At 70.2% G+C, this 22,794-nt stretch carries 24 protein-coding genes; 11 read left to right on the forward strand and 13 right to left on the reverse strand.

The window, feature by feature from the left end; genetic code table 11:
- Nucleotides 1-108 precede the first annotated feature (108 nt).
- Nucleotides 109-249, forward strand: a complete 141-nt coding sequence (locus tag ACOADB_RS02890; RefSeq protein WP_378596412.1) for a hypothetical protein — start codon at nucleotides 109-111, stop codon at nucleotides 247-249.
- 3 nt (nucleotides 250-252) lie between these two features.
- On the opposite strand, the gene ACOADB_RS02895 is transcribed toward ACOADB_RS02890, so the two are convergent.
- Nucleotides 253-1,599 carry an NAD-dependent malic enzyme gene (locus ACOADB_RS02895; protein WP_378596444.1) on the reverse strand — a complete coding sequence of 449 codons (1,347 nt, stop codon included), beginning with the start codon at nucleotides 1,597-1,599 and terminating at the stop codon, nucleotides 253-255.
- Nucleotides 1,600-1,747: 148 nt separating this feature from the next.
- Here ACOADB_RS02895 and ACOADB_RS02900 point away from each other — a divergent pair, with 148 nt between their 5' ends.
- Complete coding sequence (locus ACOADB_RS02900) at nucleotides 1,748-2,839, forward strand: TIGR03857 family LLM class F420-dependent oxidoreductase (RefSeq protein ID WP_378596414.1); 1,092 nt, start codon at nucleotides 1,748-1,750, stop codon at nucleotides 2,837-2,839.
- Nucleotides 2,836-3,882, forward strand: a complete 1,047-nt coding sequence (locus ACOADB_RS02905) for a phosphotransferase family protein (protein ID WP_378596415.1) — start codon at nucleotides 2,836-2,838, stop codon at nucleotides 3,880-3,882. Before ACOADB_RS02900 ends, ACOADB_RS02905 begins: the two co-directional genes overlap by 4 nt.
- Nucleotides 3,883-3,987: 105 nt before the next feature.
- Here ACOADB_RS02905 and ACOADB_RS02910 read toward each other — a convergent pair whose 3' ends face one another.
- Together ACOADB_RS02910 and ACOADB_RS02915 are read right to left on the reverse strand one after the other, a co-directional pair.
- Entirely contained in the window at nucleotides 3,988-4,446 is a 459-nt protein-coding gene (locus ACOADB_RS02910; RefSeq protein ID WP_378596416.1) for a hypothetical protein, read from the reverse strand.
- Between the two features lie 410 nt (nucleotides 4,447-4,856).
- The gene (locus tag ACOADB_RS02915) at nucleotides 4,857-6,272 is read right to left on the reverse strand and encodes an aminopeptidase P family protein (RefSeq protein ID WP_378596417.1); all 1,416 of its coding nucleotides are present in this window, start codon (nucleotides 6,270-6,272) and stop codon (nucleotides 4,857-4,859) included.
- A gap of 59 nt (nucleotides 6,273-6,331) precedes the next feature.
- Here ACOADB_RS02915 and ACOADB_RS02920 point away from each other — a divergent pair, with 59 nt between their 5' ends.
- From ACOADB_RS02920 to ettA, 5 genes are all read left to right on the forward strand, one after another.
- Nucleotides 6,332-7,453, forward strand: a complete 1,122-nt coding sequence (locus ACOADB_RS02920; protein ID WP_378596418.1) for a PrsW family intramembrane metalloprotease — start codon at nucleotides 6,332-6,334, stop codon at nucleotides 7,451-7,453.
- Nucleotides 7,450-9,207, forward strand: coding sequence for a dynamin family protein (locus ACOADB_RS02925; RefSeq protein ID WP_378596419.1), 1,758 nt, complete (start codon nucleotides 7,450-7,452; stop codon nucleotides 9,205-9,207). The genes ACOADB_RS02920 and ACOADB_RS02925 overlap by 4 nt, the downstream gene beginning before the upstream one ends.
- Nucleotides 9,204-10,802 carry a GTPase gene (locus tag ACOADB_RS02930; protein WP_378596420.1) on the forward strand — a complete coding sequence of 533 codons (1,599 nt, stop codon included), beginning with the start codon at nucleotides 9,204-9,206 and terminating at the stop codon, nucleotides 10,800-10,802. Before ACOADB_RS02925 ends, ACOADB_RS02930 begins: the two co-directional genes overlap by 4 nt.
- 174 nt (nucleotides 10,803-10,976) lie before the next feature.
- Nucleotides 10,977-11,441: a single-stranded DNA-binding protein gene (locus ACOADB_RS02935; RefSeq protein ID WP_378596421.1), complete on the forward strand. Its 465-nt coding sequence runs from the start codon at nucleotides 10,977-10,979 to the stop codon at nucleotides 11,439-11,441.
- Nucleotides 11,442-11,494: 53 nt separating this feature from the next.
- On the forward strand, nucleotides 11,495-13,177 hold the full coding sequence (ettA, locus tag ACOADB_RS02940; RefSeq protein ID WP_378596422.1) for an energy-dependent translational throttle protein EttA: 1,683 nt from the start codon (nucleotides 11,495-11,497) through the stop codon (nucleotides 13,175-13,177).
- A gap of 194 nt (nucleotides 13,178-13,371) precedes the next feature.
- Here ettA and ACOADB_RS02945 read toward each other — a convergent pair whose 3' ends face one another.
- The 3 genes from ACOADB_RS02945 to ACOADB_RS02955 form a co-directional block, all read right to left on the reverse strand.
- Complete coding sequence (locus ACOADB_RS02945; protein ID WP_378596423.1) at nucleotides 13,372-13,884, reverse strand: MarR family winged helix-turn-helix transcriptional regulator; 513 nt, start codon at nucleotides 13,882-13,884, stop codon at nucleotides 13,372-13,374.
- A 5-nt stretch (nucleotides 13,885-13,889) separates the two neighbouring features.
- Nucleotides 13,890-14,459, reverse strand: a complete 570-nt coding sequence (locus ACOADB_RS02950) for a GNAT family N-acetyltransferase (RefSeq protein WP_378596424.1) — start codon at nucleotides 14,457-14,459, stop codon at nucleotides 13,890-13,892.
- Between the two features lie 147 nt (nucleotides 14,460-14,606).
- A complete protein-coding gene (locus ACOADB_RS02955) occupies nucleotides 14,607-15,818 on the reverse strand; it encodes an acetyl-CoA C-acetyltransferase (RefSeq protein ID WP_378596425.1) in 1,212 nt (403 codons plus the stop codon).
- A gap of 148 nt (nucleotides 15,819-15,966) precedes the next feature.
- Here ACOADB_RS02955 and ACOADB_RS02960 point away from each other — a divergent pair, with 148 nt between their 5' ends.
- Nucleotides 15,967-16,887: an acyl-CoA thioesterase gene (locus ACOADB_RS02960; RefSeq protein ID WP_378596426.1), complete on the forward strand. Its 921-nt coding sequence runs from the start codon at nucleotides 15,967-15,969 to the stop codon at nucleotides 16,885-16,887.
- On the opposite strand, the gene ACOADB_RS02965 is transcribed toward ACOADB_RS02960, so the two are convergent.
- From ACOADB_RS02965 to ACOADB_RS02990, 6 genes are all read right to left on the reverse strand, one after another.
- Complete coding sequence (locus ACOADB_RS02965; protein ID WP_378596427.1) at nucleotides 16,862-17,647, reverse strand: enoyl-CoA hydratase/isomerase family protein; 786 nt, start codon at nucleotides 17,645-17,647, stop codon at nucleotides 16,862-16,864. The two genes, ACOADB_RS02960 and ACOADB_RS02965, sit on opposite strands and share 26 nt — an antisense overlap.
- A 21-nt stretch (nucleotides 17,648-17,668) precedes the next feature.
- The gene (locus ACOADB_RS02970) at nucleotides 17,669-18,199 is read right to left on the reverse strand and encodes an RNA polymerase sigma factor (protein ID WP_378596429.1); all 531 of its coding nucleotides are present in this window, start codon (nucleotides 18,197-18,199) and stop codon (nucleotides 17,669-17,671) included.
- 111 nt (nucleotides 18,200-18,310) lie between these two features.
- Complete coding sequence (locus ACOADB_RS02975) at nucleotides 18,311-18,841, reverse strand: hypothetical protein (protein ID WP_378596430.1); 531 nt, start codon at nucleotides 18,839-18,841, stop codon at nucleotides 18,311-18,313.
- A 106-nt stretch (nucleotides 18,842-18,947) separates the two neighbouring features.
- Nucleotides 18,948-19,490 (reverse strand): RNA polymerase sigma factor, encoded by a 543-nt coding sequence (locus ACOADB_RS02980; protein ID WP_378596431.1) that lies wholly within the window; start codon nucleotides 19,488-19,490, stop codon nucleotides 18,948-18,950.
- Between the two features lie 739 nt (nucleotides 19,491-20,229).
- Nucleotides 20,230-20,613, reverse strand: a complete 384-nt coding sequence (locus ACOADB_RS02985; protein WP_378596432.1) for a globin — start codon at nucleotides 20,611-20,613, stop codon at nucleotides 20,230-20,232.
- Between the two features lie 18 nt (nucleotides 20,614-20,631).
- The gene (locus tag ACOADB_RS02990; protein ID WP_378596433.1) at nucleotides 20,632-21,672 is read right to left on the reverse strand and encodes a mechanosensitive ion channel family protein; all 1,041 of its coding nucleotides are present in this window, start codon (nucleotides 21,670-21,672) and stop codon (nucleotides 20,632-20,634) included.
- 82 nt (nucleotides 21,673-21,754) lie between these two features.
- Here ACOADB_RS02990 and ACOADB_RS02995 point away from each other — a divergent pair, with 82 nt between their 5' ends.
- Nucleotides 21,755-22,123 carry a hypothetical protein gene (locus tag ACOADB_RS02995; RefSeq protein ID WP_378596434.1) on the forward strand — a complete coding sequence of 123 codons (369 nt, stop codon included), beginning with the start codon at nucleotides 21,755-21,757 and terminating at the stop codon, nucleotides 22,121-22,123.
- 6 nt (nucleotides 22,124-22,129) lie between these two features.
- Nucleotides 22,130-22,492 (forward strand): DUF5130 family protein, encoded by a 363-nt coding sequence (locus tag ACOADB_RS03000; RefSeq protein WP_378596435.1) that lies wholly within the window; start codon nucleotides 22,130-22,132, stop codon nucleotides 22,490-22,492.
- Between the two features lie 74 nt (nucleotides 22,493-22,566).
- On the opposite strand, the gene ACOADB_RS03005 is transcribed toward ACOADB_RS03000, so the two are convergent.
- Nucleotides 22,567-22,794: hypothetical protein (locus ACOADB_RS03005; protein ID WP_378596436.1), on the reverse strand; the 228-nt coding region annotated here is incomplete at its 5' end.

Here is a 22,794-nt window from a genome sequence, read left to right on the forward strand (position 1 = left end):
CCGCGGCAAGGGCCACGCCCTGCACCACGCCCACCACGCCCACCACGACCACCACGACCACTACGAGCACGACGAGCACGACGAGCACTCCGGAATGGAGCACCACTGATGAACGTCAACACCCTTGCCGCCGGCGTGATCGGCTTCCTGCTCGGAGGCCTCGTCGTCTCGACCGCCGCCTCGCTCGAGGATGACGGCGAGAAGTCGCCGAGCCACGGCTCCGGTCACGCGGTGGTCAGCACCCGCTGAGGTTCACTCCGTCTTGAGGGCGATGGCCGTCGCCACGGCCGTGTGCACCTCGGGGTGGAAGACCGACGGCATGATGAAGCTCGCGTTGAGCTCGTCGTCGTGTACGACGTGCGCGATCGCGTCGGCGGCGCGCAGCATCATGTCGGTGGTGACCTCGGTGGCGCGGGCGTCGAGCAGGCCCCGGAAGACGCCGGGGAAGGCGAGCACGTTGTTGATCTGGTTCGGGAAGTCGGAGCGTCCCGAGGCCACCACGGCGGCGTACTTCGCGGCCAGTGCCGGGTCGACCTCCGGGTCCGGGTTCGCCAGCGCGAAGACCACGGGGTCGGGCGCCATGGTCGGGATCCACTCCGCCTGGAGCACGCCCGGGGCGCTGACGCCGATGAAGACGTCGGCACCGACGAGGACGTCCTGCAGGCCGCCGCGGCGTTCGTCGCGGTTGGTCAGGCTCGCCAGCTCCACGTGGGCGGGGGAGAGGCCCTCGTCGCCGGCGACCAGCGCGCCGGCGCGGTCCACGACGACGACGTCCCGCACACCGGCCGCGATCAGCAGCTTCACGATCGCGGTGCCGGCGGCCCCGGCGCCGGAGACGACGACGCGTGCGACGCCGATCTCCTTGCCGACCACGCGCAGCGCGTTCGTCAACGCGGCGACCACGACGATCGCCGTACCGTGCTGGTCGTCGTGGAAGACCGGGATGTCGAGCCGTTCACGCAACCGGGCCTCGATCTCGAAGCAGCGCGGCGCGGCGATGTCCTCGAGGTTGATGCCGCCGAAGCCGGGGGCGATCAGCTCGACGGCGCGCACGATCTCGTCGGTGTCCTGGGTGTCCAGGCAGATCGGCCACGCGTCGATGCCGCCGAACCGCTTGAACAGGGCGGCCTTGCCCTCCATCACGGGAAGGGCGGCGCCCGGGCCGATGTTGCCCAGGCCGAGCACGGCGCTGCCGTCGGTGACGACGGCGACGGTGTTGCCCTTGATGGTGAGGCGGCGCAGGTCGGCGGGGTTCTCGGCGATCGCCATGCAGACCCGGCCCACGCCGGGGGTGTAGGCGAGGGAGAGGTCGTCGCGGGTCTTCAGCGGGACCTTGGAGCCGACCTCGATCTTGCCGCCGAGGTGGATCAGGAACGTGCGGTCGGAGACCTTGTGCACCTCGACGCCCGGAACGCCCTTGACCGCCTCGGTGAGCTCGCCGGCGTGCTCGGCGTCGGCCGCAGAGCACGTGACGTCGACGGTGAGGCGCTGGTTGCTCGACTCGGCGACGTCGATCGCGGTGACGACACCGCCTGCTTCGGCGATCGCCGTCGCCACCCCGCCGACCACGCCGTGGTCGACCGTGGTGTGCAGGCGCATGGTGATGGAGTACGAGGACGCGGTGGCAGTTCGCTTGGGCACGGGTCGAGTCTGGTCCCGCGTAGTGGTTACTCGGAAGTCAGTGCGGAAACTGTTCATACTGGTCACGACGCTGGACAAGTGTCCAGTCGGCAGTCAAACTTCCCGGATGATGCCCGAGATCGGCTGCTACGGACTGGCCGGCCACACCGCGTCCCCGCGTGACCTGCTCACCGAGGTGCGCCTCGCCGAAGACCTCGGCATCGGGTCGGTGTTCCTCTCCGAGCGGTTCAACGTCAAGGACGCGGGCGTGCTGGCGGGTGCCGTCGCGGCGGCGACCGAACGGATCGGCATCGCCACTGCGGCCACCAACCACAACACCCGACACCCCTTGGTCACCGCCACCCTCGCGACATCGGTCCACCGGATGAGCGGAGGCCGCTACGCCTTCGGTCTGGGCCGCGGCTTCGACCTGCTCTTCGACGTCATGGGACTCCCGCGCGTCACCAGCGCGCAGATGGCCGACGCGATCTCGATCTACCGCCGGCTGTGGCACGGGGAGGCGTTCGGGCACACGGGACCCGCCGGCGACTACCCGTACCTGTCGCAGGACCCCGCCTTCGACGAGGACATCCCCGTGCTGATGATGGCGATCGGTGACCAGTCGCTCCGGCTGGCTGGCCGCGTCGCCGACGGTGTCGTGCTGCACACCTTCTTCACCGACGAGACCCTCGCCCGTGCGGTGGCCACGATCCGCGGTGCGGCAGCAGAGGCCGGTCGCGATCCGGCATCGGTGCGGATCTGGTCGGTGCTCGCCACCGTGGAGGAGTCGATCTCCGAGCAGGACCGGCTCCGCAAGCTCGTCGGTCGGCTGGCCACCTACCTGCAGGGGTACGGCGAGGTGCTGGTCCGGGCCAACGGCTGGTCGCTCGACGACCTCCAGCGGTTCCGGGACCACCCCCTGGTGCACGGTTATCCCGGTGCGTTCGACGCGATCGGGACGGTCGAGGAGCTCCGACGGCTGCAGGACGAGGTCCTTCCCGCCGAGTGGCTGGCTGCTGCTGCCAGCGGCTCCGGCGAGGACTGCGCGCGACGGATCCAGGACCAGCTCGACGCCGGCGCCGATTCCGTCGTACTGCACGGGGCAACGCCCGGGGAGCTCGTCCCCGTGGTGAAGGCCTGGGCTGCGGTGCGTGACCCCGCTCTCGATGCGCTGCCCCTCAACCCGGGCTGGTCGCTGGTGAGCGCAGGAGCCCGATGAGCGCCTTCGTCCCGCTGGTGGCGGATGTCGACGGCCTGACGCCGGAGTGGCTGACCCTCGCTCTCGGCACCCAGGTCGACGCAGTCGACGTGCAACCGGTCGGAACCGGCCAGATCGGCACCTGCTACCGCCTGACGTTGCGGGGCGACCCGGCACTGCCGGCGACCGTGCTGGCGAAGCTGCCCGCCGTCGACCCGGCGGCGCGAACGATGCTCGCCAATCCCTATCGCACCGAGGTGCGGTTCTACGACGAGATCGCCCACATGGTCGCGGTCCGGGTGCCAGCGACCCACCACGCCGCGATGGCGCCCGACAGCGGCGACTTCGTCCTGCTCCTGGAGGACCTCGCCCCGGCCGTGCAGGGTGACCAGGTCGCTGGGTGCCCGGCGACGCAGGTCGAGGACGCGGTCGTGAACCTCGCCGGGCTCCACGGACCGCGCTGGTGCGACCCCGCGTTGCTCGAGATCGAGGGCCTGTCCGTCAACGGCCCCGAGGACGCCGCGCTGATGGCCGAGCTGTTCGGCCCGGCCGTCGAGCTGTTCGTGGAGAACCTCGCCGACCAGCTCTCCGCGGATGACATCAGGACCGTGCGGGCGATCGTGCCCGTGATCGAGCAGTGGGCCCTCGCCCGGCCCGAGCGGTTCGGGCTGGTGCACGGCGACTACCGCCTCGACAACCTGCTGTTCCCGCCCGACGGCGGGCCTGGCGTGGTGGCGGTCGACTGGCAGACCCTGAGCCTGGCCCTGCCGGCCCGCGACCTCGCGTACGTCGTCGCAACCAGCCTCGATCCCGAACCTCGTCGCGTCGCGGAAGAGGCGCTCGTCGCTGCCTACCACCGGGCACTCGTCGGGCACGGTGTCACGTCGTACTCGCGGGAACAGTGCTGGGACGACTACCGGTTCGCGATGCTGCAGGGACCACTGGTCTGCGTGTTCGGCCAGGCCTACGGGACCCGTACCGAGCGCGGGGACCGGATGTTCGCCGTCATGACGGCACGGTGCTGTGCGGCGATCCGTGACCTGGGGACCATTGCGTCGGTCTGAAGGACCTGTCGACACTCTGGCGCGCAGAGGCGGCAGGACTCCTCTGCGTCCTGCCGCCTGACTTCGGTACTCGCTGGCCGGCCCCGAGGCGGTGGGTCGTGCGGATCAGCCGGTGATGTGGACCGGCGGCAGGCCGTCACCTGAGAGCGTCAGGTCGAAGTCGGTCGCCAGGATCACGACGTGCTGCTTTCCCGTGCACTCGAGGGTGGAGATCGGCGCGATCGTGAGCGAGCCGGTGGTCTGGCCGTTCCGGACGGGGAACGTGCCGGTCGCGTTGACTCCGACCGTCTCCGACTTCGGGACACCGTTGACCGGATTGCCGCTCTTGGTGAAGCACTGGGACGTGGTGGTGACGGTGCCGGTGAGGCTGAACTCGACACTGGTCGCCGTGTTGCCCAGTCCGACCGCCTTCCACGACACGACCAGGCTGTTGCCGTCGACGGTTGCCGTGGGGCCCTTGATGTAGTGCGGGCTGTCGGCGTATGCCGGAGAGGGCATCACGCCTCCTGCCACGACGAAGCAGGCCAACAGGGTGGCCAGTAGTGCAATGAGCTTCCTGTACATGAGCTTCTCCAAAGGAGAGTGCGTTCTCTGTTGTGCGTTCGCGAGCCGTCGTCGGGTTGCAGTTCGGTGACAGAAGGGCTCGCTGGCGCGACCGGTCGAACCGGTCTCGGGGATGCTCGACGAAGCGGATCCCCGACTGGGGTCGTGATGGCCGCGCAATGACTGGCTAGGTCTCGTCGTCACAGCTCCGGGGCCGGGGGGCCGCGCCCGGACGTGGGAGGGCAGGCGGCAGGGAACCACGAGAAGCAGCAACTCGTTGCCCTGTACACGCGTGTTTCCCCGGAGACTCCTCGATGCCTTGCGCACGAAATGCGCCTCGTCCCCGGTGCGTTTCAGCGTCCAATTGTTCAGGCTGCTCCTCCGCCCGAGGCCTGTCAAGAACCTCCCCGGACGGTCGCGACCAGGCGGTCTCAGCCGCGGAGCGAGCCCATCCACTCCTCGATCGCGTCGGGGGTGCGGGGCAGGGCCGAGGACAGGTTGCGGACGCCGTCGGCAGTCATGACGACGTCGTCCTCGATGCGGATGCCGATGCCGCGCAGCTCCTCGGGAACGAGCAGGTCGTCGGCCTGGAAGTAGAGGCCGGGCTCGACGGTGAGCACCATTCCCTCGACCAGGTCAGCGTCGCGGTAGGCCTCGGGCGCCGCGTGGCCGCAGTCGTGCACGTCCATGCCGAGCATGTGGCTGGTGCCGTGGAGCGTCCAGCGGGAGTAGACCTTCGAGTCGGGGGACAGGGCTTCGTCGACCGACACGGGCAGCAGGCCGAGGTCGCCGAGGCCGTGCGCGAGGACGTTCATCGCGGCGTCGTGGCCGGCGAGGAACTTCTCGCCGGGCTTCAGCGCTGCGATGGCGGCATCCTGTGCCTGGAGCACGAGCGTGTAGAGGTCGCGCTGCAGCGGCGTGAAGGTGCCGGAGACAGGAATCGTCCGGGTCACGTCGGCGGTGTAGAGGTTCGCGCCCTCGACGCCCATGTCGAGCAGCACCAGCTGGCCGGGGACCATCCTCCCGGAGTTCTCGATCCAGTGCAGCGTGGTCGCGTGCGGTCCGCAGGCCACGATCGAGTCGTAGCCGAGGTCGTTGCCCATGGTGCGCGCGCGACGGAAGAACGTGCCTTCGAGCCAGCGTTCGCCGTGCTCGAGGACCTGGTCCCACTCGCGGACGCAGTCCTCGAAGCCGAGGGTGGTCGCGTCGACGGCAGCCTGGAGCTCGGTGACCTCCCAGTCGTCCTTGACCAGGCGCATCTCCGAGACGACGCGGGCGAGCTCGGTGTCACGCCCCTCGTCGCCGGAGACCAGGGCGTCGACGTCGGCCGCCACGTTGCGGTGCACGCGGGTCTTGGCGCCGCCCGCAGCGAGATCGGCGGCCAGGTCGTCGACGTGGCGAACCGACAGCCCGAGGGCGGCCTCCAGCTCCTCGGCCGACGGGCGCTTGCCGGCCCACAGGGCGCCGTACTGGCGGTCCCGGAAGAACTCGTCGCTGTCGCGGCCCGAGCGCGGTCGGGCGTACAGCACCGAGGATCCGTCGGGCTCGATGACGAGCGTGGCGTCCGAGGTCTGGTTGCCCGAGAAGTACGCATGGGCCGTGTCGGCGCGGAAGCGGTAGTCGGTGTCGTAGGCCCGCACCTTGTAGCCGCCGCCGGGAAGGACCAGCCGCTCGCCGGGGAACGCTTCGGCCAGCCGGGTACGTCGCGCGGCTGCCGGATCTGCGACGGCCTGACGCTCCACGGCGGCGCCGCGATCGTCCCAACCGGTCCGCATGAAGGCGAGGTAGGCCTCCGGGACGGCGGGGTCGTGCTGTTCAGTCTTGAGCTGGGGGGTGTTGTCACTCACCCCTCCCACTGTACGCCGCGATCAGGGCCGCACGTCAGGCTCCCGATAGGCTGCAGCCCATGTCCACAGCACCCCGCAACAGTGTTGCCTTCACGGTCGTCGTGACCGTGGCGGTCGCTGTCGGGGCACTGCTGACGCTCCTCGTGCTCGCCCTGTCGGGTGCTCCGGGGACCACGCTGGTCGCCACCGGCCTCGCTGCGGTCCCCGTCGGACCGGTGCTGGCGGCGTACCTCTGGCTCGACCGTTACGAGCCCGAACCCAAGGCATTGCTGGCCTTCGGCCTGGCCTGGGGCGCCTTCGTGGCGACCATGGCGGCCGTGGTCGTGCAGGGCCTCGGGGGACTCCTCGTCGGCTTCACCGACGACTTCTCGCTCGCCGTCGCTGCACCCATCGTCGAAGAGGCCAGCAAGGGCCTGTTCCTGGTGCTGCTCCTGTGGTGGCGTCGTGCAGAGATCGACGGCATCCTCGACGGCATCGTCTATGCCGGCATGGTCGGCGTCGGGTTCGCCTTCACCGAGAACATCCTCTACCTCGCCGCGGCCTACAACGGCTCCGACGGCATGGGCCCCGGCGGCGTCGAGGCGGTGACCGGAACCTTCGTCCTGCGCTGCATCTTCAGCCCCTTCGCGCACCCGCTCTTCACGGCCTTCACCGGCATCGGCATCGGCCTCGCGGTGACCTCGCGCACCACGTCGGTGCGCTGGCTGGCACCGCTCGGTGGGTACGCGCTCGCCGTACTCGCCCACGGGCTGTGGAACGGCTCGACCGTCTTCGGCTTCGGCAGCTTCCTCGTGGTCTACCTCGTGATCATGGCGCCCGCCTTCATCGGCCTGGTGGCGCTGGCCTGGTGGGCACGGGAGACCGAGGCCACGATCCTGCGGGCCGCGCTCACCGATGCCGCCCACCGCGGGCTGCTGCCGGCCACCGACATCGGCTGGGTCGTGAACCTGCGGGCACGCCGTCAGGCCCGCCAGCACGCCCGCAGCAACGGCGGCCCCGACGCCGAGCGCGCGATGCGCGACTACCAGCAGGCAGCGATCGAATTGGGCTTCCTGCATCACCGACTTCTCCGAGGCACCGCGCCTGCCGACTGGCAGCTGCGCGGACAGGACTTCCTCGGTCGGATCCAGGCCGCTCGGCCGCGGATCGCATTTCCCGGACAGGTGGTACCCCAGCGATGACCCCCGGACACCAGGCCCTGACCGGTGCCGACTTCCACGACGACGGACTCAGCTCCCGCATGCTCACCGAAGTGGTGCGGCTGCACGGGGCGCTGAAGGCTGCGCCGTTGCCCCTCGACCTGCCCGGCGTGAGCGCCCTGCGGGTCGGGCGCGAGCAGGTCATCGACCAGCTCGAGGACTACGTCATCCCGCGCCTCGCCGAGGTCGAGGCGCCCCTTCTCGTCGTCGTCGGCGGTTCCACCGGCGCCGGCAAGTCGACCCTCGTCAACACCATCGTCGGCCACAAGGTGACCACGCCCGGCCTGCTGCGGCCCACGACCCGTTCGCCCGTCCTGGTGCACCACCCCGACGACCACCGCTGGTTCGGCGTCGACCGGCTGCTGCCCGACCTGGCCCGTGTCTACGACCCGACCCTCGACCAGAACGCGATCCAGCTGGTCCCCAGCACCCAGGTGCCGCGCGGGTTGGCGATCCTCGATGCCCCGGACGTCGACTCGGTCGACGAACGCAACCGTGAGCTCGCGGCCCAGCTGCTCGCCGCCGCCGACCTGTGGCTCTTCGTGACCTCCGCTGCGCGGTACTCCGACCAGGTCCCGTGGGAGCACCTCAAGGTCGCCGTCGAACGCAACACCGCTGTCGCGCTGGTCCTCAGCCGCACGCCCGCCGACGACGTCGCGACGGTCTCGGTGCACCTCGCCCGGATGATGGCTGCCCGCGGCCTCAAGGACAGCCCGCTGTTCACGGTCGCCCACGGCACCGTCAGCGACGACGGCCTGCTCCCGACGTCGTACGCCGCGGAGATCCGCGGTTGGCTCGAAGCCCTCGCCGCCGACGCGTCCGGACGACGTGAGCTCGTCAGCCAGACCGTGGCCGGTGCCGTCCGCACCGTCACGCGCAAGGCCTTCCCGATCGCCGACGCCGCGGCCCTCCAGGTGGACGCGATCGCCGAGCTCCTGGTCGTCGCCGACAAGGTCTACGACGACGCGCAGACCGAGCTCACCACGGCCGCTGCCGACGGCACGCTCCTGCGGGGTGACCTGCTGGCGCGCTGGCAGGAGTTCGTAGGAAGCGGCGAGCTGGTGCGCAGTCTCGAGGCGAAGGTCGGCTTCGTCCGCGAGCGCCTCGTGAACGCGATCAAGGGCAAGCCGCAGCAGGCCGAGCGGGTCGCCGTCGCGATCGAGATGGCGCTGGAAGCAGCCGTCGCCGATCACGCCGAACGTGCCGCCGGCATCGCGTCCGACGGCTGGCGCGAGAAGGAGTACGGCGAAGGCCTGCTCGCCTCCACGACCGACGATCTCACTCGTGCGGGTCGTGCGCTGCGCGCCCGCACCGAGCAAGAGGTCCGTGGCTGGCACGAGGAGCTCCAGGAGTTCGTGCGGCACGAGGCCGGCGACGCCCGGCACAGTGCCCGGTTCCTGGCCCTGGGCGTGCACGGCCTGGCCGTGACCCTCGGTGTGGTGGCCCTTGCCGGCCCGGCGCCGCGCGGTCAGTCGGCCGAAGCGGTCCGTCTCGGGCAGACGCTGCTGGAGACGGTCCTCGGTCGCGACGCGACCGAGCGGATCATCAACCAGGCACGCGGCACCCTCGCCCGCCGGCTGTCGACCTTGATGAGCGCCGAGCGTGCCCGCTACCTTGCGCCCGCGGCGCAGTGGGAGCTCAAGCCCGATGCACCTCACCAGCTGCGCCAGGCGGCGCGACGCGTGGACGACCTGCGGTTCGCCGCGGCCAAGAAGGGAACCGGTGAACACCTGTGACGGATGCGCTCGAGGAGGCAACGCCGCAGCTCGGTGACCTGGCCACCCGCGGGACCGCGATCGGCACCCGGGTCGCCGGACTCGGTGACGCTGTCGTGGCTGCCCGTGGTCACGTCCCCGACGGGATCCTCGATGACGTCGCTGCTGCTGCCGACAAGGCGACCGGACGACTGAAGCTGTCCGCGCGCCACACGGTGGTCGCCATCGCGGGCGCCACCGGCTCCGGCAAGTCCTCGACCTACAACGCGCTCACGGGACTGGAACTGTCCTCGGTCGGCATCCGTCGTCCCACGACCTCCTGGGCCACGGCCGTGGTGTGGGGGAGCGAAGGCGCCGAGGAGCTGCTCGCGTACCTCGGCATCCCGCCGCGTCACCAGACGATGCGCGACTCGATGCTCGACAGCCGGCACGACCACGCCCTCGATGGCGTCGTCCTGCTCGACCTGCCCGACCACGACTCGACCGAGGTCTCCCACCACCTCGAGGTCGACCGGCTGCTCGCCGTCGCCGACCTGATGGTCTGGATCCTCGACCCCCAGAAGTACGCCGACGCCGCGGTGCACGACCGGTACTTCAAGCCGATGGCCACGCACCAGGGCGTGATGCTGGTGGTCCTGAACCACATCGACACCGTCCCCGAGGACCGTCGTCAGGCGATGGTCGACGACGTCCGCCGGCTGCTGGTCGCCGACGGCCTGCCGAACGTCCAGGTGCTCGCGATCTCGGCCAAGGCCGGTATCGGCATGGACGAGTTGCGCGCCGAGATCCAGCGTCGCGTGGCCGACAAGCGCAGCACGACCGCGCGCGTCGAGGCCGACGTCGTGGCCGCTGCTGGCCGGCTCGAGTCCGCAGGCGGTAGGACGCCTGCGGTCGCGCTGCCTGTAGCGCGGGTGCGCGACCTCGAGGAGGTCGTGGCCGACGCCGCCGGTGTCTCCTCCGTGGTCGACAGCATCGAGCGCACCCTGGGCTCCTCGGCGAAGCGCGCGGTCATGTGGCCGCCGCTGGCGCTCCTGAACCGCCGCGACCCCGACGTGGAGGCCCTCGACGGCGCCCCGCGGATCGCGCCCCTGGACCGCGCGACCGTCGACACCGGCGTTCGCGGACTGGCTGACGAGCTCAGCGACGGCGTGGGTCCCGCGTGGTCGCGTCAGGTGCGCACCGCCGCCACCAGTCGGCTCGCCGAGCTCGGTGACCGCCTGAACCACGAACTGGGCAGGGTCCCCCTCGGGGGGCGTCTTCCGTTCTGGGTCGGCGCCGTCCGTCTCCTGCACTGGTTGTTGCTGCTCGCTGCGGTTGCCGGCCTGGCCTGGTGGGGCGTTGGCGCCGTGCAGGGCAAGGTCGAGGACCTGCCCGAGGTCGCCGGGCTGCCGCTGCCGCCCCTGGTCGGTGGAGGAGCCCTGGTGCTCGGGCTGCTGCTGGCCATCGTCGGGCGCATCCTGGTCAAGGGCCTGGCCCGGACCCGCGCCGAGGCGGCCGACGACCGGCTGCGTGCCGTCGTGCACGGACTGGTCGACACCGAGGTCGTCCAGCCGGTCAGTGCCGAGCTGGCGTCGTACGCAGCCTTCCGCCGGGGCGTGGACGCCGCCAAGGCCTGACGCCGCAGCGGTTTCACGAGTGCCGTCTCGTGCCGTTTGTCGTCCCCAGCCCCGGCCGGTGTGGCTGGTTGTGCACAGGGTCGACCGCTGACGCGGCCATGCGTCGGCGATTCGCAGTGAACTCTCCCTCGACCGGTCACGCAGGTGCCCGGCATCGACTGAGAGGGCAGGCAGATGGCGAACGAAACGATGGTCACGATCCAGGGCTGGATCGGGAACACCCCGGTGGTGCGCGATGTCGGCGGGGTTCCGGTGCTGAACTTCCGTGTGGGCTGCACCCCGCGCCACTTCAACAAGGCCACCGGCACGTGGGTCGACAGCGAGACCCAGTGGTACGGCGTGAGTGCGTGGCGACGTCTTGCCGCGAACGGCGCGAAGTCGCTGGGCCACGGTGACCCGGTCATCATCCAGGGTCGCCTCAACCACCGGACCTACGTGAACAAGAACGGCCTCGAAGCCGTGGCCGTGGAGATCGAGGCATTCACCATCGGCCACGACCTGACCCGCGGGATCGCGTCGTTCGTTAAGGCACCAGCCCAGGCGCCGGCCCAGGCGCCGGCCCAGGCTCCTGCACAGTCACCGGGCCAGGCAGCGGCGGAGCCGTGGGTGGCGCCGGTGGCACCCCACGCCGCGGCCTGACGGGCCCCGACCCCGGCCTCGGCCGGCGGTCGGGCGCTGCGTAGCCTTGAGGCATGGCGGAATATGTGCTCGCACTGCGCAATGTGCGCAAGGCCCACGGCGACAAGGTCGTCCTCGACAACGTGACGTTGTCCTTCCTGCACGGCGCGAAGATCGGTGTCGTCGGACCCAACGGCATGGGCAAGTCGTCCCTGCTCAAGCTGATGGCGGGGCTCGATGTCCCCAACAACGGCGACATCGTGCGCGACCCCGACGCCACGGTCGGCATGCTCCAGCAGGAGCCGCCGCTGACCGAGGGCAAGACGGTGCTGGAGAACGTCGAGGAGGCGGTCGCCGACATCAAGGCGAAGATGAAGCGCCTCGAGGACGCCTACATGGAGATGGGCGACCCCGACGCCGACCAGGACGCCCTGATGGCCGAGACCGGGGACCTGCAGACCGAGCTCGACAACGCCAACGCCTGGGACCTCGACAGCCGCCTCGAGCAGGCCATGGACGCGCTGCGCTGCCCGCCCTCCGACAGCCTCGTAGACACGCTCTCCGGTGGTGAGCGCCGCCGCGTCGCGTTGTGCAAGCTGCTCCTGCAGCAGCCCGACCTGCTGCTCCTCGACGAGCCCACCAACCACCTCGACGCCGAGTCGGTGCAGTGGCTCGAGGGCCACCTGAAGGCCTACCCGGGCGCCGTCCTCGCGGTCACCCACGACCGGTACTTCCTCGACAACGTCGCCCAGTGGATCGCCGAGGTCGACCGCGGCCAGATCCACGGCTACGAGGGCAACTACTCGACGTACCTCGAGACCAAGAAGGAGCGACTCAAGGTCGAGGGCGCCAAGGACGCGAAGCGCGCCAAGATGCTGGAGAAGGAGCTGGAGTGGGTTCGCTCCAACGCCAAGGCCCGCCAGACGAAGTCGAAGTCGCGTCTCGCGCGCTACGAAGAGCTCGCCAACGAGGCTGACAAGGCCCGCAAGATCGACGCGGCCGACATCAACATCCCGCCCGGCCCGCGCCTCGGCGACGTCGTCCTGGAGGCCAAGAACCTCACCAAGGGCTTCGAGGACCGCGTCCTGTGGGACAACATCTCCTTCACCCTCCCGCGCGCCGGCATCGTCGGCGTCGTCGGTCCCAACGGCGTCGGCAAGACCACGTTGTTCCGGATGATCACCGGCGGCGAGCAGCCCGACTCCGGTGTCCTCACCGTCGGCCAGACCGTGAAGATCTCCTACGTCGACCAGAGCCGTGGCGGCATCGACCCGAAGAAGAACGTCTGGGAGGTCGTGTCCGACGGCCTGGACTTCATCAAGGTCGCCAACTTCGAGATGAACAGCCGCGCGTACGTCGCGTCGTTCGGCTTCAAGGGCCCGGACCAGCAGAAGAAGGCCGGGGTGCTCTCCGGTGGTGAGCGCAACCGCCTCAACCTCGCGCTGACCCTCAAGCAGGGCGGCAACATGCTGCTCCTCGACGAGCCCACCAACGACCTGGACGTCGAGACCCTGTCGGCCCTCGAGGACGCCCTGCTCGACTTCCCGGGCTGCGCGGTCGTCACCTCCCACGACCGGTGGTTCCTCGACCGCGTCGCCACGCACATCCTCGCCTGGGAAGGCACCGAGGACAGCGAGGGCGAGTGGTTCTGGTTCGAGGGCAACTTCCAGTCCTACGAGGACAACAAGATCGAGCGCCTCGGCGTGGAGGCGGCCCGTCCGCACCGCGTCACGCACCGTCGCCTGACCCGCGACTGACCCGGCAGGTGGGGGTCCGGTGGCGCCTTCGGCGCCTCCCGAGGCCACCCCTGCGGGCCTAAAGCGGGGACCCCGCCGCCGGCGCAACTGTGGTGCGCACATGGACATGTTGCTGGACGCCGGCGGCACCCCGATGGGCCCGCAGGGGTACCTCGTCCGGCGCCGAAGGCGCCACCGGACAATCTGGCTCCGACTCAGTGGCGGAACTCGCGCTCCGGGTGCCCGGCGATCAACTGGTCACAGACGGCGTCCATGACGCGGCCGAGCGCGGCCAGGTCGGCTGCCGGCACGAGGTCGACGAGTGACTGGCGCACGGTCTCGACGTGGCTCGGTGCCGCGGTCTCCAGCATCTTCGCGCCCGTGGGCGTCAACTGGCAGACCACGCCGCGGCCGTCCTCGGTGGAGTCGCATCGGGCGACCAGCCCGGCGCCCTCCATCCGCTTCACCGTGTGGGTGACCCGGCTGCGGCTGTGCGCCAGCGCCGCGGCCAGCTTCGCCATCCGCAGCTGGCCGCCCGCTTCGGAGAGGCGGACGAGGATCTCGTACTCGACGGCCGCCAGGCCGTGGTCACGGCGCAGGTCCTCGTCGAGCCGGTCGAGCAACAGGGTGGTGCCGAGCAGGAACGAACGCCAGGCCTGCTGCTGCTCGTCATCGAGCCAGCGCGGCTCGGCAGGAGAGCCCGCGGTGCTGTCGTCGTCCGCTGTCACGCGCGTCAGTGTAGGTCGTGGCGCATCAGTACCCGGGGATGTCCGTTGAGTACGGACGAGGTGGTGGCGACCTCGCGGAAGCCAGCTGCTTCGAAGTTCGCGCGGAGTCCGGCGTACGCCATCGTCTGGTCGACCTTCGCCTGGCCGTTGTCGAGCGGATAGGCCTCGAGGGCCGGGGCGCCGCCGTCACGGGCGTAGTCGATGGCGCCGGCGATCAGGGCGTGGGAGATGCCGCGGCCGCGGTGGCCGGGTCGGACGCGGATGCACCACAGAGACCACACCGGCAGGTCGTCGACGTGGGGAATCCGCCGGTTGGTGGCGAAGGTCGTGTCAGCGCGTGGCGCGACGGCGGCCCAGCCGACCGGCTCGTCGCCGTCGTACGCCATGACTCCGAGGGGGCCGTCGGCCAGCAGCCCGGCGACGAACTCACCGCGCTCGGGCCCCTTCAGCTCGTTGTTGACCTTCGAGGGGATGCGGTAGCTCAGGCACCAGCAGACGTTGGCGTCGGGCCGCTTCGGCCCCACCAGCGTGCGTACGTCCTCGAAAACGGTGGCGGGCCGCACCTCGACGTCCATGACGTCGAGGCTACGGCCCACCAGGTCTTGCCGCCGAGCGAACTCGACCTCTGCTCAAGCCAACTGCGCGCGCGGCAGCGCGGCGGGAGGCGTCGACGGGCAGCTTGCTGCACCGGATCAACGCCGAAGACGCGCTCGCGCCATCAGTCAGATGCGTTCCAGGATCATGGCCATGCCCTGGCCGCCGCCGACGCACATGGTGATCAGGCCGGTGGTCTTGTCGTGCCACTCCAGGGAGTTCAGCATCGTGTTCTGGAGGCGGGCGCCGGTCATGCCGAAGGGGTGGCCGACGGCGATGGCGCCGCCGTTGATGTTCAGCTTCTCCATCGGGATGCCGAGGTCCTCGGCGGACGGCAGCACCTGCGCGGCGAAGGCCTCGTTGATCTCGGCGAGGTCGATGTCGTCGATCGTCATGCCGGCGTGCTTGAGGGCGTTGCGGGTCGCCTCGACCGGGCCGAGGCCCATGATCTCGGGGGACAGGCCGGAGACGCCGGTCGACACGATGCGGGCGAGCGGCGTGAGGCCGAGCTCGGCCGCCTTGGTGTCGGACATGATGACGACCGCTGCCGCGCCGTCGTTGAGCGCGCAGCAGTTGCCGGCGGTGACCACGCCGTCGGGGCGGAACACCGGCTGCAGGCCGGACAGTGCTTCGTAGGTGACACCGGCGCGAGGGCCGTCGTCCGCCGAGACGACGGTGCCGTCAGCGAGGGTGACCGGGGTGATCTCGCGGGCCCAGAAGCCGTCCGCGATCGCCTTCTCGGCGAGGTTCTGCGAGCGCACACCGAAGGCGTCGAGGTCTTCCCGCTTGAGGCCGCGCAGGCGCGCGACGTTCTCGGCGGTCTGGCCCATGGCGATGTACACGTCGGGGACGAGGCCGTCCTCGCGCGGGTCGTGCCAGTCCTTGCCGCCCTGGGCGTACTCCTCGGTGCGCACCTGCGCGTCCGCGAAGATCGGGTTCTTCGTGTTCGGGATGTGGTCCGACGTGCCGAACTGGAAGCGCGACACGGTCTCGACACCGGCGGAGATGAACACGTCGCCCTCGCCGGCCTTGATCGCGTGGAAGGCCATCCGCGAGGTCTGCACCGAGGACGAGCAGTAGCGGGTGATCGTCGCGCCGGGGATCTCGTAGCCCATCAGCGAGGTGACGATGCGGGCCATGTTGTTGCCGGCCTCGCCGCCGGGCAGGCCGCACCCGAGGTAGAAGTCGTCGACGTCGTTCGGGTTGAGCGCGGGGATCTTGTCGAGCGCGGCCTGGGCGATCAGCGCGGTCAGGTCGTCGGGACGGAAGTCCTTGAGGGAGCCCTTGTTGGCCCGTCCGATCGGGGTACGAGCAGCAGAAACAATGACGGCCTCGGGCATGAACACTCCTGGGTACGGTGAAGACGGATCGAGCACAGCGTAGTGCGCCCAGAATGGAACTCGTTCTACTAGTGGTGAATGCCACGTCCCGGTCCCGTGCGATGGGGACCCTGCCCCGGGTCGACGGTCGTCGTGGAACCATGCTCGGGTGCGCCATCGCTATGAGTGCCCCCTGCGCTGGGCCGACCTCGACCTCCTCGGGCACATCAACAACGTGCGCTACGTCGACTACCTCCAGGAGGCCCGGGGTGCGCTGCTCCGCGCGTGCCTGCACGCGGCGGGCGTCGAACGCCATGAGGGCGACGGCTTCATCGTGGTCCGCCACGAGGTGTCGTTCCAGGCTCCGCTGAAGCTCGGCAACTCGTCGGTCTCCATCGAGTCCTGGGTGACCGGCATCCACGGCGGCAGCTTCACCCTCGACCACGAGATCTTCCGGGACACCGCCGAGGGCGAGCGGGTCGTCTTCCTCCGCGCCCGGACGGTGGTGGCGCCCTTCGTGCTGGCGACCGGTGCGCCGCGCCGGATGACGGCACAGGAGCGGGCCGCACTGGCGCCGTACGCCGAGAGCGGTGAGCGCTCCCGTCCTGTCCAGGTGGCGGTGCCGCGCGAGCACGCCGTGCACTATCCCGTCCAGGTTCGCTTCTCGGACCTCGACATCTATCGCCACGTCAACAACGTCGTCTACTTCGAGTACTTCCAGGAGGCGCGGATCGCGCTGTTCCGGAAGCTCAAGGAGACCCTCGCCGACTTCCCGCGGATCAATGTGGTCGTCGCGCAGACCAACCTGGAGTACGTCGCCCCGATCACGCTGCGGGCCGAGCCGTACGACTGCTGGTCCATCGTGACCGCGATGGGCGGCAAGTCCATGACCATCGAGGCCGAGATCGTCGATGGGTCCGGCGCCGGCGCCCGTGGCGGTGTGCTGGCCCGTTCCCGGTGCGTCCTGGTGTTCTTCGACGCGATGACGCAGCGCTCCGTCGTGCCGCCTCCGGGCTACCGCGAGGCGATCGTCGAGGCCCTGGGTGGTCCGCTGAAGGACAGCTTCACCAGCCGGCCGGCAGCTGGGTGAAGTCGGGCTGACGTCCCTCGGCGAAGGCCGCCAACGCTTCCAGGTTGGCGGGTCCGCCCATCAGTTCAGCGAACGCCGCGTTCTCGCGGTCGCGCGCCGCGCGGATCGCTTCGCGATGCGGTTCGGTCATCGTGCGCTTGACGGCGATGAGTGAGGAGATCGGCCGGGCTGCGAGCACCTCGGCGTGCTGACGCGTGACGGGCAGCAGGTCGTCGGGTTCGCACACCCGCAGGACCAGGCCCATCGCCTGTGCCTCCTCGGCACTGATCCATTCCGCCGAGAGCAGGGTCCAGGCGGCGTTCTGCCGACCCACCAGTGCCGGGAAGAGGTACGACGACGCGGCTTCGGGTGCGACCCCGAGTGAGGTGAAGGGGCACTTCAGGCGTGCCTGGGTCGACATGAACGCCAGGTCGGCGAAGCCGAGGATCGTGGCGCCGATACCGAGGCCCAGTCCGTTGACGGCCACGACGAGCGGCTTGGGGAAGTCGACGAGTGCGTCGAGCAGTCCGACGAAGCCGTGCTTGCCGCGCGGGAAGTCCGGGTCGGTCGCGATCCGGTGCATCTCGAGCAGGTCGGTGCCCGCGCTGAAGGCCCGGCCGCTGCCGGAGATGAGCACCACCGCGACCGACGGATCCCGGGCCGCGTCGAGCAGCGCGTCGGCCGTGGCGTCGTACAGCTCCTCATTGAAGGCGTTGAGGGCCTCGGGACGGTTGAGGAGAAGGGTGCGGACCCGGTTCGTGTCGGAGACGAGGAGCGTCATGGGCCAAGAATAGAACGCGTTCTACTCGGCGACGGCCGATCGCAGGCGTTTGAGTCCGCGGTGCCGTGCGACGCGCACGGCGACGGCCGTCATCCCGAGGGCGGTCGCGGTGGCCGCGACGTCCATGTCGAGGACTTCGAGACAAGCGACGACGTCGCGCTCGCGCGGCGGGAGCCCGGCCAGCGCCTGGCGCACCCACTCGTCGCCGATCAGGGACTTCTCGGGACCTGGGGATTCCTGGTCGGCGGACACGGCCAGCGCCCCGAGACCACGGCTGCGGGTGCCGGTCCGGCGCCACGCGTTGGCGGCGTGGTTGCGGGCGATCCCGAACAGCCAGCCACCGAAGTCGGACGTGGACCCGTTGAAGTCGGCGATCCGTTCGGCTGCAACGAGCCAGGTGGCGGCCGCGAGGTCCTCGGGTGCCTCGCCACCGGGGGAGGTGCGCGCCTCGAGCCAGAGCAGCAGTCGACCGGCGTGGGCACGGTAGAGATCGCGCCACGCTGCCGAGTCACCGCTCTTGGCAGCGGCGACGAGTTCGTCGTCGGCGCGCACGGACGTGTCCCACCCCTGTCGGCCAGCTCTTCAGCCCGAGGGAATCTCCCGAACCTACTTCACATTGTCGCGTCTTCCGCACCGCAGCGGAGGGGAATCGGCCCGTCAGTTTTACTTTCGTGACGAGCGGGTCGACGCGGACTGCTTGGTCCGGCTGGACTTGTGCTTCGCCTTGCCCTTGGCCTTGGCAGCCTTGGCGTCGGCCTTGCCGAGCGCCTTGCTGTTCGACGCGTTGCGCCGGGCAGTGTTCGGGGCCGGGTCGTCGCCGTGCGCCTGGTCGGCCACGGAAGAGGGTGTGCCCGGAAGCCCCGGGGACACGGGGCTTCCGGGCGAGATGGATACGTCGCGTTGTGGGGTGGCGACGTCTCCGTGACTCGGCGGGCCGGAGGGCTCCTGCTGGGACGGGGCGTCGGCGGGGGAGAGTGGGGTCTCCATGCCGTTGCCGCCCGCCCAGGTTGCTGCCGCGACGACAGCCACCGAGGCTGTCGCGACGATCATCCGGAGTCCAGCCGACCGAGCCGTTCGGGGGCCGGCCGCCCGTGAGCTCGCGCTCAGGTCGGCCAGCATTCCGAGGAACACCACGTCCGGCTCCAGCGTCGGTGCGTCGACGCGGAGCTGGTGTGTGCGGTGCTGACTCGTCATGTCCTGTTTCTGGTTTGCGGGGGTGTTGCCGGGTTGCTGCTCCGTCAACCCCCGCCCGGGAAGAGGGCTGCCTTCACACTGAACATGTAGGCAGGTCGGCGAAGTGTTACGCCGGTTCAGCAGTTTCTTCGTCGACCGCCCGGTTGCGGAGCCGCCGGAGCCCGCGATGGTGGGCCACCCGTACGGCGACGGCGCTGATGTCGAGCGCTGTCGCGGTCGTCGCGACGTCCATGTCGAGCACCTCGCGACAGGTCACGACGTCGCGCTCCCGTTCGGGGAGGGTGGACAGGAGCCGACGCGCCCAGTCGGCGTCGCTCGAGGTGGCCTCGGGCCCCGGATCGCTGGCGGAGGGGCCGTCGGTGAGGGCGATGTGGTCGCGCCGTGCGGCGCGGCGCCGCGCGTTGGCCGCCAGGTTGCGAGCGATGCCGAACAGCCACCCTGCGAAGTCGTCGCTGGTGCCGTGGAAACCGGCGATCTTCTCGGCGGCGACCAGCCAGGCGCTCGAGGCGATGTCCTCGGGACTCTCCTCCCCGGACTGGCGGGTCCGGAGCCACAGCAACAGGCGAGAGGCGTGGGCTCGATAGAGCTCACGCCACGCATCAGAGTCGCCCTTCTTGGCTGCGGCGACGACCTCGTCGTCTGTCGTCACCGCCCCCGGTCCACCAGAACTTCCTGCGGCCGGGGGGTGGGGGCGGAACCGCGGGGAACGGGCGGGGTCGGAACACGACTGAGTCCCGGCGGAAGGGATGTCGCCGGGACGTCAGGGAGTTTCGGGAGGCTGGGCACCGTGGGCAGATCGGGTACCTGCGTCGGCAGGTCCGGGCGCCGACCCGGTGGGACCCCCTCGGGGACGCCGGGTGCACCGGAGCCGGCTGGCACGCTCACGGGGGGACGCCCGGACGGCGGGCTCCCGACCTGGGCGCCACCTGCTGGCGAGGACTGCCCGCCAGCAGGTGACGTCGGGGTGTCCGAAAGTGGGGTTCGGACGCCTCCAGGTGTTGGGTCGGTCGGCTGTTGCGTCACCTGCTCCTCAGGGCGAAACGGAGATTCCGTTCCGGGCAGGGCACCCGCTGCCCACGAGGTTGCACCAACCGCGATCGCACCCCCCAGCACAATCGCGAATCGGGCGCCAGCCGACCGACCCGGTCGCACAGCAGGAGCCGTCGAGCTTGCGCTCAACTGCGCCAATTGCGCGAGCAGTACCGGATCAGGGTCGACGGGGCGCAGCTCTGCGCCCAGGGTGTCGATCCAGTCCGGCCGGGTCATGGTTCTCTTTCGAGTGTCGTCGCCGTGGCCGCAGATGCGGTCACGGACGAGGAACCGGGGAGTCCCTCGTGCTGTACCTGTCGCGGAGCAGAGCCGCCGTTACATGGTGGCAGGAATTTCTTTCAGCCGGTCGTGTTGACCATGAAGTTCGCGGCGTGGGTGACGTAGGCCCAGAACCGAGCGTCCTGCTCGGGCGTGAGCGCGGCGCTGTCGAGCGCGGCCCGGAAGTGGCCGAGCCAACGGTCGCGCGCGTCGAGGTCCACGGCAAAGGGCGCGTGCCGCATCCGCAGCCGCGGGTGGCCACGCTGTTCGGAGTACGTCGTGGGACCGCCCCAGTACTGCACCAGGAAGTACAGGAAGCGCTCCTCGGCCGGGGCGAGGTCGGCCTCCGGATACATCGGCCGGAGTACGACGTCCTGGGCGACACCTTCGTAGAACTTCGCCACGATCCCGCGGATCGTCTCGAAGCCACCGATCTCGTCGTAGAAGCTCGGGGCGTCACTCATCGTCGATCACGCTGTTCATCATCCCTCGTCGCCCACGGCTGCCGGGCCGGTGTGCGCTGCATCGGCCTCACGCCGGTCCTGCCGGTGCCAGACCACGCGCTGGGCGAACGGGATCTCGATGCCCTCGTGGTCGAACCGGGCCTTGATCCGCTGGCGCAGCTCCCGCGCCACGGCCCACTGCTCCAGCGGCGCCGTCTTCACCATCACCCGGATCGTCACCGAGTCGGCGGCGAGCATCTCGACCCCGGTCACCTCGGGCTCCTCGATGATGACGTGGTTGAACTCGTCGTCCTGCCAGAGGTCGTGGGCCACGTCGCGCAGCACCCGCTGCACGCTGGCCAGGTCCTCGCCGTACCCGACGGACACGTCGACGACGGCGCGCGACCAGTTCTGGCTCTTGTTGCCGACACGCTGGATCGCGCCGTTCGGGACGTACCAGACGGTTCCGTTGATGTCGCGGAGCCGGGTCATCCGCAGGGTGACGGCCTCGACGGTCCCGTTGGCCTCGCCGACGTCCACCACGTCGCCGACGCCGTACTGGTCTTCGATGAAGATGAAGATGCCGGCCAGGAAGTCGCGCACCAGGGACTGGGCGCCGAAGCCCAGCGCGATCCCGAGGATGCCTGCGCTGGCGATGATCGGCGCGATGGCGACACCGAGCTCGCTCAGCACCATCGTCCCCACGATGGCGACCACGACGAACGTGACGATGCTCTTCAGGACGCCGGACATCGTGGCTGCGCGCTGCTTGCGCCGCGCGTGGACGGCGCCCTCGACCCGCTCGGTCAGGACACCGCGTTCGGCGCGGCGGGCCACACGATCGACCATCCGGTGCAGCAGCCACCGGACGACAAGGCCGAACACGATCAGGCCCAGGATGGCGAGCGGCTTGCCGATCAGGATGTCGGACCAGTCGGCGAGCCGACTGTTCCCCGTCCAGTCGTAGGCCAGGTCGCAGACCTGTTCACCGTCGGCGCAGGGACTGGCCGCAAGGGGAGCGGACAGGGACAGCGGGAGAGCGGTGGGGAGGGACAGAACGGACAGCGTGGACGCCGACATGGAGCCAGTCTCCCAAAGCCTCCTGAGGCACTTGTCGACACCACCCCCGCCACCGAGGTCGTTCTCCCGATATCCTCCTCCCGTGACCAGCACTGTTCTTCGACGTCTCCTCGCTGTGTGCGCCCTCGTCGGCGCGAGCGCGCTCCTCGTTGTCGTGTCGGCAGGCACCGCCTCCGCCGACACCCCGGAGCCTCGCCCCGGCAGCTGGGAGCCGAAGCCCGACATCGACGTGCTGCACGCGTTCCTCGTCCTCGGCGGCATCCCGCTGCTGGCCTTCGTGGTCATCACGCTGCTGTTCGTGGCCCCGGCCCTCGCCCGTGGCGAGGACCTGAGCATCGACGCGCTCGTGCCGGAGAACCAGTGGCTCGGTGGCCCGCGCAAGGCGGCCGGTGAGCTGGCAGCGCCGGACTCCGACAACTCGAAGGCCGGCGGCGCCGGCGGGACCTGGTAGCCCGACATGAACAGCAACGGATCCCTGAGCGAGGCAGAGCGCGCCAAGCTCGACGTCACCATCCGGCACGCCGAGCAGGCGTGCCGTGCCGAGATCTCGGTGTTCGTCGGATCCGCCACCGGTGACCCGCGCGACTTCGCCACGAGCCTGCACAACACGCTCGTGCTGCCCGCCCGCAGCGTCCTGATCATGGTCGACACCGCCCGCAAGGCCGTCGAGATCGTGACCGGCGGTCACGTCCGCGAGCGGCTCACCGACGACGAGTCGTCGCAGGCGGTCGCCGCGATGACGGAGCTCTTCGCCGCGGGCGACCTCGCCGGTGGTCTCAACCGGGGGATCGAGTTGCTCGGCGAGTTCGCCCGCGACTAGTTCCGGCACCACCTCGCCGGGTCTCGAGACGGTTGCTGGGCAACCTCCTCGACCACCGCGGCCAGCTTCGCGGCCTACGCGTCGAACGCCTGCGCCGCGAGGGCCCGGGCCACGTCGGCGCGTCCTTCGCGGACGTAGCGCACCGCACCGGCGTTGACGGTGTCAGCGTTGTCGGCGAGCCATGCGTCGACCGCATCCAGGGTGGCCTGCGTGGCCAGGATGCGCGGGAAGATGAACTCCAGCGCGACCGACGCCTTGTGCGCACCGAGCCGCTCCCACGTGCCGGCGACCTCGGCGAGGTA

The organism is Nocardioides sp. CPCC 206348 (genome assembly GCF_048654705.1).
GTDB lineage: Bacteria > Actinomycetota > Actinomycetes > Propionibacteriales > Nocardioidaceae > Nocardioides.

What these genes read in the sequence shown, in the direction of transcription:
- ACOADB_RS02890 (WP_378596412.1), top strand. Translation starts at nt 109, where the DNA reads ATGAACGTCAACACCCTTGCCGCCGGCGTGATCGGCTTCCTGCTCGGA.
- ACOADB_RS02895 (WP_378596444.1), bottom strand. Translation starts at nt 1,599, where the DNA reads ATGCGCCTGCACACCACGGTCGACCACGGCGTGGTCGGCGGGGTGGCG.
- ACOADB_RS02900 (WP_378596414.1), top strand. Translation starts at nt 1,748, where the DNA reads ATGATGCCCGAGATCGGCTGCTACGGACTGGCCGGCCACACCGCGTCC.
- ACOADB_RS02905 (WP_378596415.1), top strand. Translation starts at nt 2,836, where the DNA reads ATGAGCGCCTTCGTCCCGCTGGTGGCGGATGTCGACGGCCTGACGCCG.
- ACOADB_RS02910 (WP_378596416.1), bottom strand. Translation starts at nt 4,446, where the DNA reads ATGTACAGGAAGCTCATTGCACTACTGGCCACCCTGTTGGCCTGCTTC.
- ACOADB_RS02920 (WP_378596418.1), top strand. Translation starts at nt 6,332, where the DNA reads ATGTCCACAGCACCCCGCAACAGTGTTGCCTTCACGGTCGTCGTGACC.
- ACOADB_RS02925 (WP_378596419.1), top strand. Translation starts at nt 7,450, where the DNA reads ATGACCCCCGGACACCAGGCCCTGACCGGTGCCGACTTCCACGACGAC.
- ACOADB_RS02935 (WP_378596421.1), top strand. Translation starts at nt 10,977, where the DNA reads ATGGCGAACGAAACGATGGTCACGATCCAGGGCTGGATCGGGAACACC.
- ettA (WP_378596422.1), top strand. Translation starts at nt 11,495, where the DNA reads ATGGCGGAATATGTGCTCGCACTGCGCAATGTGCGCAAGGCCCACGGC.
- ACOADB_RS02950 (WP_378596424.1), bottom strand. Translation starts at nt 14,459, where the DNA reads ATGGACGTCGAGGTGCGGCCCGCCACCGTTTTCGAGGACGTACGCACG.
- ACOADB_RS02955 (WP_378596425.1), bottom strand. Translation starts at nt 15,818, where the DNA reads ATGCCCGAGGCCGTCATTGTTTCTGCTGCTCGTACCCCGATCGGACGG.
- ACOADB_RS02965 (WP_378596427.1), bottom strand. Translation starts at nt 17,647, where the DNA reads ATGACGCTCCTCGTCTCCGACACGAACCGGGTCCGCACCCTTCTCCTC.
- ACOADB_RS02975 (WP_378596430.1), bottom strand. Translation starts at nt 18,841, where the DNA reads ATGACGAGTCAGCACCGCACACACCAGCTCCGCGTCGACGCACCGACG.
- ACOADB_RS02985 (WP_378596432.1), bottom strand. Translation starts at nt 20,613, where the DNA reads ATGAGTGACGCCCCGAGCTTCTACGACGAGATCGGTGGCTTCGAGACG.
- ACOADB_RS02990 (WP_378596433.1), bottom strand. Translation starts at nt 21,672, where the DNA reads ATGTCGGCGTCCACGCTGTCCGTTCTGTCCCTCCCCACCGCTCTCCCG.
- ACOADB_RS03000 (WP_378596435.1), top strand. Translation starts at nt 22,130, where the DNA reads ATGAACAGCAACGGATCCCTGAGCGAGGCAGAGCGCGCCAAGCTCGAC.